This window comes from Microcoleus sp. B3-D7 (assembly GCF_036705305.1).
Lineage (GTDB): Bacteria > Cyanobacteriota > Cyanobacteriia > Cyanobacteriales > Microcoleaceae > Microcoleus.
In genome coordinates, this window is sequence record NZ_JAUBUE010000004.1 from 1 (window position 1) to 11,650 (window position 11,650).

At 45.1% G+C, this 11,650-nt stretch carries 10 protein-coding genes; 5 read left to right on the top strand and 5 right to left on the bottom strand.

Features of this window, described 5'->3' with window-relative positions; translation table 11 throughout:
* Positions 1–70: 70 nt before the first annotated feature.
* Positions 71–214: a hypothetical protein gene (locus QUB25_RS04545; protein WP_333182167.1), complete on the top strand. Its 144-nt coding sequence runs from the start codon at positions 71–73 to the stop codon at positions 212–214.
* A gap of 587 nt (positions 215–801) precedes the next feature.
* A complete protein-coding gene (locus QUB25_RS04550) occupies positions 802–1,149 on the top strand; it encodes a hypothetical protein (protein ID WP_333182168.1) in 348 nt (115 codons plus the stop codon).
* Between the two features lie 70 nt (positions 1,150–1,219).
* On the opposite strand, the gene QUB25_RS04555 is transcribed toward QUB25_RS04550, so the two are convergent.
* Together QUB25_RS04555 and uvrB are read right to left on the bottom strand one after the other, a co-directional pair.
* Positions 1,220–1,618, bottom strand: a complete 399-nt coding sequence (locus QUB25_RS04555; protein ID WP_333060615.1) for a DUF2281 domain-containing protein — start codon at positions 1,616–1,618, stop codon at positions 1,220–1,222.
* 68 nt (positions 1,619–1,686) lie between these two features.
* Positions 1,687–3,699, bottom strand: coding sequence for an excinuclease ABC subunit UvrB (uvrB, locus tag QUB25_RS04560; protein WP_333182169.1), 2,013 nt, complete (start codon positions 3,697–3,699; stop codon positions 1,687–1,689).
* A 184-nt stretch (positions 3,700–3,883) separates the two neighbouring features.
* Here uvrB and QUB25_RS04565 point away from each other — a divergent pair, with 184 nt between their 5' ends.
* Positions 3,884–4,366, top strand: coding sequence for a hypothetical protein (locus tag QUB25_RS04565; RefSeq protein WP_333060619.1), 483 nt, complete (start codon positions 3,884–3,886; stop codon positions 4,364–4,366).
* A gap of 296 nt (positions 4,367–4,662) precedes the next feature.
* Positions 4,663–5,355: a histidine phosphatase family protein gene (locus tag QUB25_RS04570; RefSeq protein WP_333182170.1), complete on the top strand. Its 693-nt coding sequence runs from the start codon at positions 4,663–4,665 to the stop codon at positions 5,353–5,355.
* A gap of 678 nt (positions 5,356–6,033) precedes the next feature.
* On the opposite strand, the gene urtA is transcribed toward QUB25_RS04570, so the two are convergent.
* The 3 genes from urtA to QUB25_RS04580 form a co-directional block, all read right to left on the bottom strand.
* Positions 6,034–8,964 carry an urea ABC transporter substrate-binding protein gene (gene urtA / locus QUB25_RS04575; RefSeq protein WP_333182171.1) on the bottom strand — a complete coding sequence of 977 codons (2,931 nt, stop codon included), beginning with the start codon at positions 8,962–8,964 and terminating at the stop codon, positions 6,034–6,036.
* Between the two features lie 1,027 nt (positions 8,965–9,991).
* Positions 9,992–10,219: a winged helix-turn-helix domain-containing protein gene (locus tag QUB25_RS29735; protein ID WP_445251929.1), complete on the bottom strand. Its 228-nt coding sequence runs from the start codon at positions 10,217–10,219 to the stop codon at positions 9,992–9,994.
* Positions 10,201–10,617: a DEAD/DEAH box helicase gene (locus QUB25_RS04580; RefSeq protein WP_333182172.1), complete on the bottom strand. Its 417-nt coding sequence runs from the start codon at positions 10,615–10,617 to the stop codon at positions 10,201–10,203. The genes QUB25_RS29735 and QUB25_RS04580 overlap by 19 nt, the downstream gene beginning before the upstream one ends.
* A gap of 315 nt (positions 10,618–10,932) precedes the next feature.
* On the opposite strand from QUB25_RS04580, the gene QUB25_RS04585 reads away from it, so the two are divergent.
* A complete protein-coding gene (locus tag QUB25_RS04585; protein ID WP_333182173.1) occupies positions 10,933–11,232 on the top strand; it encodes a hypothetical protein in 300 nt (99 codons plus the stop codon).
* Positions 11,233–11,650 lie beyond the last annotated feature (418 nt).

Sequence of the window (11,650 nt, forward strand, 5' to 3'; positions counted from 1 at the left end):
AATCAAAAACCTGACCAATTATCATTGGTTTAACTATCGTTGATTTGTTAGTATTCTATGATAACCGGATTTGGTATTAGATGTGCTCAGAGGTTTTCTTCAGCAAGTGATGCAGCTAGCTGTAGATAAAGGTTACATCACGCTGGAAGAGAAGGAGGAATTTATTCGTCCGGCTTTTGCTAGCAGTACGGATGCTGCGGTATTCAGCAAGTAGTTGGTTTGGGTGGTGTTTTGGGCGATCGACATTTTTTTATATTTCTGAAACCCTTGCCCTATCTGCCCGCAATCAATTCACTCAGGTTTCAATTCTTAATAGAGATTTAGGTTAATTGTGGCATCCATTTTATCCATAGCCCGGTATACCGCGCTATTCAAGCCTATTAGATTAAAGCGGCATCGGATGTCGGCAAATTGAGGTTGAGTTGGCATCCACTTTACCCATAACGCGGTAGACTGCGTTATTCAAGCGTATTAGATTAAAGCGACATCGGAGGCAGACAATCGGATGTTTAAATCTCCGTAATAAAGAAAACAAACGGTCTTATTGCTCGCTTGACAATTCAACGGGCGAATGTTAAATTCTTAAAATACAAGCTCAAACAAAACTTCCTCACATTCCCAAGTGTAAGAAAGACAACGCTTGAATGTCTTGTAGTTTTTGCAATAGCAAATCATATCTGATACGGAAAAGGCCCGCCTGAAGTAACGATTCAGACAGAGGCCTTGCTTTAGCTAGCAAACTCACGGTGGTTTGACATCTCAACTTCAGACCACCACAAGTTAACGTAACTTTTGAAATATATGTCCCATAATTATACTCCACAATGCGAGTCGTTGTACACGAACCTTCGGCGGGCTAAGAAAACCCTCTGTGTTTTGGCGGAGTCGCACCGCGCTTTAGCGAAGTCGAACCGCGCTTTGGCGGAGTGGAACCGCAGTCTGCTTGAGGAAAACGAAGCAAAGGATAAAACTATCAAAGCTAAGGATAAAACTATCCAATCCTTTGAGCAAAAAGTCCTTGAACAGCAACAAGAAATAGATGACTTGAGGCGCGAACGTGATTGGCAGCCAAATGACTGGGATAACGATGGTTCATCAAATGCAGATTGTCACGATCACGAATCAGCCCAAAGGTTAGGAATCTGGTAAAAAGTACGATCGCCCTTCCCATCCAAAAAATAGGATAATGGTAAAGGGCGATCGCACTTCACCTAAATGCTTAATACGATCGCACTTTTTGCTGTTTTTCCTGCAAAAACTCCGCAAAATTGCAGACTTCAGCCACTAACTCGTCAGATAAATTATCCAAAACAGACTGTAAACGCTCTCGAACTCCCATCATTTCGCTGGCAGATTTTACTAATTGTAACTGATGCGGATAAACTGTTTCAACACCCATCGTTTCCATAAATGCGCCCGGTTCATCCTCAGTTGCAGGCACAAAATCCCCGCCAACTTCTGCTTTCACCCATCCGCCAAATAATTCTACTAAATAAGCTTCACCATTCTTGAAAACCTCAACAATTGCCCCGGCTGTTTGTGGCGGTGCAATCTCCCCATCAGCGAGGGCGAATGCTTCGGTTAAATTAACTGCATCGAATAATTGAAATTTGCTCATTTATGTCTCGCCTAATTCTTGTGGAGCAGGCATCTTGCCTGCTCAAGACTCTGCTTTTCCTCAGAAGTCTAATGTCCCAATAACTTATCCCGCAAATGCTTAATCCGATCGCGCAATTTACCCGCCTCTTCAAACTCCAACTTCTTAGCCGCCGCCTTCATCTGCCCTTCCAACCGCCCGATTAACTGAGGAATCTCATCCAAAGATAACTCGTTTACCTGTTCGTAAACCTCCTCCAACTGCTGAGAATTCAGCTTGCGCGACACATCCAAAAATGCCAAAATCGCATTACTCGATCGCTTTTTCGCGATCGGCTGCGGCGTAATCCCGTGCATCTTATTGTACGCTAGCTGAATCCCCCGGCGCCGATCCGTTTCGTCGATCGCCTTAACCATACTATCCGTCAAATTATCCGCGTACAAAATAGCCTGTCCCTGAACGTGCCGCGCCGCCCTTCCAATCGTTTGAATCAACGAACGTCCCGATCGCAAAAACCCCTCTTTATCCGCATCCAAAATTACCACCAGCGAAACTTCCGGCAAATCCAAACCTTCCCGCAGCAAGTTAACACCAATCAATACATCAAACTTACCATCCTGCAAATCTTGGATAATTTCGATGCGTTGAATCGACTGAATTTCCGAGTGCAAATACCGGACTTTAATAGCCCTCTCCTGCAAATATTCGGTTAAATCTTCCGCCATGCGCTTCGTTAAAGTCGTCACCAACACTCGCTCGTCCCGACTTACTCTCTCCTTGATTTCCCCCAACAAATCATCAATTTGTCCTTCCGTCGGGCGCACTAAAATTGTCGGATCTACTACTCCGGTAGGGCGAATTACTTGCTCTGCAACTCTGCCTTCCGATATTTCCATTTCCCAATCCCCAGGCGTAGCAGAAACAAAGATGCACTGATTTTCTTTCGCCCAGAATTCCTCTGCTTTTAAAGGGCGGTTATCTGCCGCGCTGGGCAAGCGGAAACCGTGTTCGATCAATACTTTTTTGCGCGCTTGGTCGCCGTTGTACATTCCCCGAATTTGCGGCACTGTGACGTGAGATTCATCTATCACCAACATCCAATCTTTCGGGAAATAATCAATCAAACATTCTGGCGGTTCCCCCGCATTTCTCCCTGCTAAATGCCGCGAATAATTCTCGACACCGTTGCAGTAACCTACCTCGCGCAGCATTTCCAAATCGTAGCGCGTGCGCTGTTCCAACCGCTGAGCTTCTAATAATTTACCCTGTTTTTCAAATTCTGCCAGTCGGTCTTCTAATTCGAGTTCTATTCCTTGGCAAGCAGCCTCTAATTTATCTTCTGCCGTGACAAAGTGGCGCGCTGGATAAATATTTAAAGCCGTTGAACTTTGCAGGATTTTACCTGTTACGGGGTCAACGTAGCGAATGGCATCAATTTCGTCGCCGAAGAATTCAACGCGAATAATTCTATCTTCGTAAGCGGGGCCGATTTCCAAAACATCGCCTTTGACGCGAAATTTGCCTCTGCCTAAATCTATGTCGTTGCGGCTGTATTGGACGTTAACTAAATCGCGCAAAACTTGCCGCTGGTTGACTTCCATTCCTACTCGCAAAGGAATAGCCGCTTTCAGGTATTCTGCGGGCATTCCCAAACCATAGATGCAGCTAATTGAAGCAACTACAATTACGTCGCGGCGTTCAAAGAGCGATCGCGTGGCTGAGTGCCGCAACATATCGATCTCGTCGTTAATTGCTGCCGTTTTCTCAATGAAAGTATCGGTGACGGCGATGTATGCTTCAGGTTGGTAGTAGTCGTAATAACTCACAAAGTATTCGACTGCATTGTTCGGGAAAAAATTTCGCAGTTCGTTGCACAGTTGAGCTGCCAGGGTTTTGTTGTGTGCTAAGACTAAGGTGGGTCTGCCGACTTTTTCAATCACCGAGGCAATGGAGAAGGTTTTACCCGTACCTGTGGCGCCGAGTAAGGTTTGAAATCGATCCCCGGCTTCGATGCCTTTGACAAGTTGCTCGATCGCTAGCGGTTGGTCGCCTGTGGGCTGGAAGGGCGCTTGCAATTGAAAAGATGCTGCCGCAGTTACCATAGGAAAATGTAGCTATTACCCATAAATCTTAACAAAAATGCAGAGATTCTGCAATTTGGTTAAAAAAATAGTTAGACTTTGTAATATTATTTTAATCATCGGCCGAAATAGAAAGCAGAAAGCCAAGAAAAGCAGTTGTCCGCACCCAGCAATCAACACCCAAAAATAAGCGAGGAAAAGAATTATGGATACGAGGAGCACAGGTACAGGCAAAGGCAAAGCACTCGCCCGCCGCGGCAAAGGAGGTTCCAAAAGCCAACCGACAGAACCCACGGATACCAAAGCAACAGGAATTCAACTTTATCAGCCCCAACACCTGCATGACAATCGCCCCGTCGGCCCGGACGATTTTACCATCAGCGAGACCGTCTCGATTTCGGGGAACCGCCCGATCGGCACTAGCACCCTGCACATCAGCGAAACCTACGGCATTGTAGCCAATCGCCCAGTCGAATCTAGCGACTTTGAAGTGGTTGCCACACTCGGCAATCGCCCGATCGGCTCCAGCGCCATGCAAGTCAGCGAAATGTTCAGTATGTCCGGTGCCCGCCCTATAGCAATCAGCACTCTTCACATTGATGAAGTTTACTCGACAATGGGAGGAAATCGACCAATTGCCTCAAACGAAATTGACGATAGCTCAACATTAATGGGCTTCTTAGACTAATTAGCCATTGGTCATTAGTTATTAGTTTTTCGCTGTTAACTAATGACTAATCAAACTTTTTTAGACAACTTCTTGAGGAACGCGATCGAGCAATTGAATCGTCTAAAGTGATTTATTTAACCATGCCAATTTTAACAATCGGCGGTGCTGGTTGATGATAAGAACGACTCAATCTGAAAAAAATGAAACAAGCGCGTCAGAACATCTTCGGAATTTCCAACTTATCTATTTTCATACCGTGATTTAGCAACACCCTAGAAGTGATTTTTACCCTAAATGAGAGGGAATATCAAACCGTGTCCATTTGGATTATTCGTCATGGTCAAAGTCAATCCAATGCAGGGTTGGCAACTATTGGACCGCATGAAAATGCCTTAAGTGAATTGGGCGATCGACAATCAAGATGTATTCCAACCGCCGTTAAACAATCTCCCGACTTGATTGTGACTTCACCTTATCTCAGAACACAACTCACTGCTCAACCATTGATTGAAAAATTTCCACATACACCCGTTGAGGTTTGGCAAGTTCAGGAATTTACCTATCTGGGCCTACAGTTCGATCAACCAACCACAATCCTGGATCGCAAACCTTTGAGCAAAGCTTACTGGGACCGCTGCGACCCTGAATATGTCGATGGAGCCAACGCCGAATCTTTGGTTCAACTGATGGAACGAGTCCGAACTGCGCTGAACCAGTTACAACAACAATCCGGTTTTGTAGTTGTCTTTTCACATGGATTTTTTATCAAAGCAATGCTGTGGCAGATGTTGGCTAACCCAAAGTTAATTGATGCCGTTGCGATGAATCGGCTTTTGGGATTTTCGCGAGGATTTCCAGTACCGAATGCGTCAATTTTGCAGATGGAATTTGATTCAGGTGGGATACCTCATTGGAGTTCCTTCATTACCAATCATCTGCCAGGGGAGCTAGAATCGGTAGCACCTGATGCAACTGTGGCCAGTGATGCAGGCGATCAACCCTCGTAACCTACCTTCACTGGAACAATGCCCCAACTAACGCCTGAGTGGCGTTGCTGATTTATGGTATGAACGACTCAATCTGCAAAAAATGAAACAAGCGCGTCAGAACATCTTCGGAATTTCCAACTTATCTATTTTCATACCGTGACTCAGCAACGCCTAACAATCCTTTCGCCATTGTTAAATAGCTCAACTGGGTCATGAAAAGCACGAGCGAAAAAGCGCTACAAATCTCTATTCCTAATGTGGTCACAGGTTAGCCAAAGAACTTGAGTTCGCTGGCAAAGCGAACTACTCAATCCACAAAATCTCACTTTTTAGTTACAACAAGAGTGTCCGATCTGTTGGCAGGAGAGCGATTAAATATTAAAATATTTTTGGTAAGTGGTAACAGTTCTAGCAGAAGACCTTCGGCAGAAAACTATCCCAGCAATAATTTCAACAATTAATAACGTCCTCAGCGTCTTTGCTGCTATAACTCTTAAGAATTCACAACATTTAACAGTTGATATTTCAAATTTCAGAGTTCAAGGGCTAATAACTACTGATATCGTTTACGGTTGCATCGATATTGTTTAAATATCTAAACAGTCAGTTGTTCCGAAATCATAATTTTAGTCAACAGCCAACAGTTAACAGTCAACAATATCTTGCTCGTGCAAGCAGAATAGATATGACTAATAACTACTTCCCCAGACCCTGATATTTGCTCAATAAAGCAGCAAAGCGCTTGTAATCCACAGGCTTCCTCACATACTCCGCCGCTCCCAATTCCAAACCCTGATTTTGGTCGTCCAAAAAAGTTATCATAATCACTGGAATATCAACCAAATCTTGATCGGCTTTCAACGCCGACAGTACCGCCCAGCCGTCCATACTTGGCATCATCACGTCCAGAATAATCGCGTCCGGCAGCAAATCCTTAGCCAACATCAGCCCCCCTTGACCGCTAGCCGACGATCGCACCCGAAATCCCTGTTTCGACAAGCAGCGGGTCATCAAATCCCGCGCGTCCGGATCGTCGTCAATCACTAGGACAGTAGCAGCATTGGGCAGCTCCAGCGCTTGCGATCGCACTGCTTTTTGCTTCGCTTCAGTCGATTCTGCACTCGTTTCTAAATCGTCGTCGGAAGACTTCGGCTGCATTTCTGCGGTTTCTCGATCGTCCTGCGCTTCTTTCGGGCTTGTAACCGCAATCGGCAACCGGATCGTAAAACTCGAACCGCAGCCAAACTCGCTATCAACCGTAATGTCCCCGCCCATCATCTGGCAAAACTTCCGGCTAATTGTCAGCCCCAAACCGGTGCCGCCGTATTTGCGGGTAGTAGAATCGTCGGCTTGAGCGAAAGCTGCGAACAGCCTCGACACCTGATCCTCAGTCATGCCGATGCCGGTATCGGTTACTTGAAAGACGATCGCAGGCTGTTGACACCGAGAAAAAGCTGCCGAGAGTTCTTGGGAATTGTCGAGCGGCAAAACCTCCCCTTCTTCTTTCCAAACATTAATCGTAATTTTGCCTTGATCGGTAAACTTAGCAGCATTGGTCACCAAATTCAACAGCGCTTGCCGCAGCTTTGACAAATCGGAGTATATCGTGCCAATATTGCGATCGCAATTGACCATCAAAGTATTGCCATTTTTCCCTAGCTGGGGTTGAACAGTAGTGACAACCTCCTCGATCAAATTCCACACCTCAAAAGTCTCCAAAAAAAGAGTCACCTTTCCTGCTTCAATTTTAGAAATATCCAGGATGTCACTAATAATGGTGAGCAACTGCTTGCCTGCCATATTAATGCTTGCCAAATCCATCACAAACTCTTCTTCGCCGAGTTCCAGAGCCTCTTCTTGCAGCAGCTCGCTGTACCCAATAATCGCATTCAAGGGCGTCCGCAACTCGTGAGTCATATTTGCCAAAAAAGTGCTTTTCGCCCGGTTAGCAGCTTCGGCAGCGTTCTTAGCGACTTCTAATTCGCGCGATCGTTCCTCTAGCTGCCGCTGCCGCACTTCCAAACCGTTAAGCAAACTGCTAATTTGCTGAGCCATTGTATTGAGAGTAGAAGATAGCACCCCGATCGCGTCATTAGAAACCACAGGCGATCGAGCCGTCAAATCACCGCTGGCCATCTGTTCGGCCGTTTCCCGCAGCAAGCCGAGATTCCGAATAATTGCCGACACCGACACAAAAGCCACTATCCCGGCGATCAAACTCAAACCCAAAGCCCCCATCAGCCAGTGCTGAGTGCGGCTCGCCACCCAGAGAGTTTGCTGCACCAGCACCGCCATGGCTGCCTCGGGAACCCCCGCCGCCGGATCTGAGGCAGCCTCTATTGTCAGCAAATAGTTCTTCATCTCCACAGAACCCATCCACCCGACTCCTACCGCCATCCAAGTTATCAGTACCAAGATGACAAACAGCCCGCTCAAAGACGCCCGAGTTCCGAGAGAAATCCCCCTCGTAGCAAGTGCAGCCGCCCAAGGATAGCCCTTGAGAAAAGGATCTGGCTGCACCGGTGCGCCGGAATTCCAAATCTCCTCAATTTGACCGTCCAACCTCACCTTACCAATCCGTACTGTTTTCCAGGTATGCTGCGTTTGGGCATCTATTTTTACCTTGCCCGATGGCGCTGCAAACTCAATATTTTTAGCAGCAGCCCTGACTTTAACCACATCTGTCGAACCAGCTTTTTCTACTGCTTGCTTCCACAGGTAAACGCCCAAATAAGCCGCTTCGATGGGGTCATCGGTGACTCGATTTTCCCCGTATCGGGCTTTATAAGCCTTGACAAATTTACGATTTTCCGGTGTATCCACCGTTTGAAAATAGTTCCACACCACCAAATGTCCGGCAATATTGGACGGCCCGATCGCCCGCACTTCTTCTTCTGCTACGCTGACCGACATCACTGGCAAATCATCGGGTTTCACGCCAGCTTCCCGCAACTTTTGGAAAAAAGCCACATTGCTGTCCCCGTTGAGAGTGTTGAGAATAGCATCTGGTTTCACTGCTAAGATATGTGCGATCGCCTCGCCCACTTCCCTCGATCCCAGCGGCAGATACACTTCCCCCGCTAACTCTCCCCCCTGTGCAGCCAGTTGAGCTTTCACAATCCGATTTGCCGTGCGGGGAAAGAGATAGTCCGAACCCAACAGGAAAATTTTCCGCTTCCCCTGTGCCAGCAAGTAATTCACCCCAGGCACAATCTGTTGGTTTGGGGCAGCACCAGTGTAGACAATATTCGGACACTGTTCTAGCCCTTCATATTGCAACGGATAGAACAGCAACCCTTTGCCCTGGTCGAAAGCTGGCTGTACAGCTTTACGGCTCGCCGAAGTCCAACAGCCAAATACCACCGCCACCTGAGCTTCTAAGAGCAATTGCTTAGCTTTTTGAGCAAAAGTTTGCAAATCGCTGGCTCCATCTTCTATAACCGCTTCCAAGGGGCGTCCGAGCACCCCTCCTGCCACATTAATTTCCTCAACAGCCAACAGCGTCGCATCTTTAACAGAAATTTCGCTGATGGACATCGTGCCCGTCAGCGAATGCAACACACCTATTTTGATCGGCTCACGAGTCGGGCCGGCTGCTGCGAGGGGTTTACTGCTCCTTGATCCCATAGGGTTTTAGATAATTTTTACCAAAAAATGGGGTTTAAAGCCCCGCACTTAAGTGCGGCTTTTATCTAGGACTTTCCTTAATAAAAAGTGCTGAGGTTTGATATAATCATACCATGATAGTAAGAAAAGCCAAGCTAAAAAATGGAACGAGAGACCAATACTGTGCACTTGATGAAGCCATCCGAACAGGCGAGTTCATTAGAAACAAAGCTGTCAGATTTTGGATGGACAACGCAGATGTTAGTAAGGCCATCTTGTACGTACTCGGCAAAGATATTGCCTGCATAGCGCTTTCGCGAAAAAGCTCTAGTCAGCCGCCCGTCAAGCCAGTGCCGAATGCGCTTGGGCTTCTCTATCTAGCTTCTATAGCCGCTGTAAAAAAGGCGAGAAAAGGAAGGGTTATCCTAAATTCAAAAAGCACTGTTGCTCTGTAGAGTACAAGGTGTCAGGCTGGAAACTAAGCTGTTGCACATTTAAAGTGTGATACGAGCATTACCCTTGTTTTTGATTTTTCGCTACCATTTAATTATTAATTGTCCTTATTTTAAGAGGATCTGCCATAAATAATCTAGCTCTTCAATTGATGTAAATAGCCTATGGGCAATACATTCTTTGGTCTAAGGCAATACTAATTCAATTTAGTTATAGTCTCGGCTGTATTTTGGAATAAATTATAAACAAAAATCACGCATTTCTGTTTCATTTTTTTTAGGTAGTCTTCTTTCTTATGAAAACTAGCATTATCAAAAAAACTCACTATTTTTGTTTTGTTTTTAGCCAATTGTGAGGCTGGATTACCTGTTTCTACCCATTCATTAATTAGATCTTTATGAAAAACTTTTAGCACTTAATAAAAATTATGTGAATTACCTTTATTTATAAACTCTACCCACATTTTTTTATTTGAATACCTCACTCCTCTTATTACATTAACTCTTCCCTTTCTTCTGTCTCCTATGAGATTTTTTCGGATGCCTTTTTTAAACCTGTTCTTTCTTCGGGTGACTCTTAAACTAAATCCACTCTCCTACCCCAACCCGACCTGTAATCGTTCTGTAGTTAATTTTTCTATTTTAAAATATTCTGCTATTTTTATTTTAAACGCTTTTATCTCGGGATTTCTCTGGGACTCTAGGCTATACTTTCCCCAAATGTAAACATACTTTTTTTTCTTTAATATCCTCCGAACTTGTCCTCCACTTAATTTTATTCCTGTGGATTCCTCTAAGTATGTTGCTAGTCTCTGCGAGAGCATCTCATATTTGTAATAACACTTCTTCTGGCTCCTTCCTTCTTCCTCTTTCCTCGCAGCAAGAGAGCCTCAAAACTCCAATTTCTAGCTGGGCTGCTTTCATTGAGATGCTCCCGTCTCTGCGCTGTCCATCTGACAAAATCATCTCCTAATTCTTGAGGGTCTCTTTCTATGGTTGTTAATAATATTTCTATCAATCCCGGTTTCAACAGTGTCGGTAATTGAAAATACAAAGAATTGCCACTACCCGTCGGCATGACAATCATCATATCCCGTTTTTGTAAAGCAGCTTCGACAATTTCCTGCTGCCCCGAGTTCAAAGAGTCATAGCCAAAAAAATGTTTTAGCACTTGTTCCAGGGACAGTGGCACAGAAGATGTTGGCGGATGAGACGCTGACATTTGCAGTAGTTGGTTGTTGGATGGATTCTACAGTCTTTCATGCTTTTGGAGAACAAATACACTGAGTGCCATCCCACAAAATTCGTTAAGCAGAGAAACGGATACTTTTAATCGGGGTTTAGACCCATAGTGATGGGTAGGGATAGTGATGGGTAGGGGCCCTCACATAAGTCACCGCCAAATGAAAGGCCGTTATCAACAGCAGAATTTTCCACTTTACTTTAATTCGTTACATACCCCGGGTAAGGTCATCTAATTTGGTATAGTATGAACTTTACAAATCAAACAATATCAGCATAAGTGATATGGTATAATATGAACTTGACATCAGAGCAAGATAAGTGTGATAACACCAATACGGCCGTTGGAAAACTCAAAAAATTAAGTTTTATGTCGGAAGGATTTGATACTCAATCTGCCGAGACCAAGAAAAGTTTTCTTGCTCAGAAAAAGCCTACCAAAGTAGCCTTAATTGGATCTCTTCAAGAGAGCTTAGTGGAGTATTTTGGAGAGTTCAAATACCGAATAATAGAGCGGACTAAGAAACATCAACTCACAGACATTATCGCACGAAAATTCGTCAAGTCTGGTCTGATCCAGTTGCTGCCATTGTAGTTCTTTACCAGCCTCGACTATGGGCAGGACTTCAGAGTGTTGTTATGGTTGTCCGGATGCGTCATCTTTGGAATCAAGCTACCCGTGAAGTTCAGTTTTATCTGATTTGTTTACACAGTGATGCTCAACTTTTAGGTCGAGCTATCCAAAAAGATTCGGGGATGGAAAACCAGGCTCACTGGACAGGTTTATTGTACTTTTGCAGAAGATTCTTGCGGCATTCGCTCTTTCCACAGTCCCCATAATTTTTCTCTCCTCCGGCGCATTGCTCTCAATGCCCTCAATCGCGAATCGGCTTACAAACGTAGTCTCGGACCAAAAATGAAGCGGACGGGTGTGGACAACAATTATATGATTAGAGTTTTCCCTTCTTGTTTCATTGACTCTACATTAGATTCCTCTGAGTCCTTATGTCAAG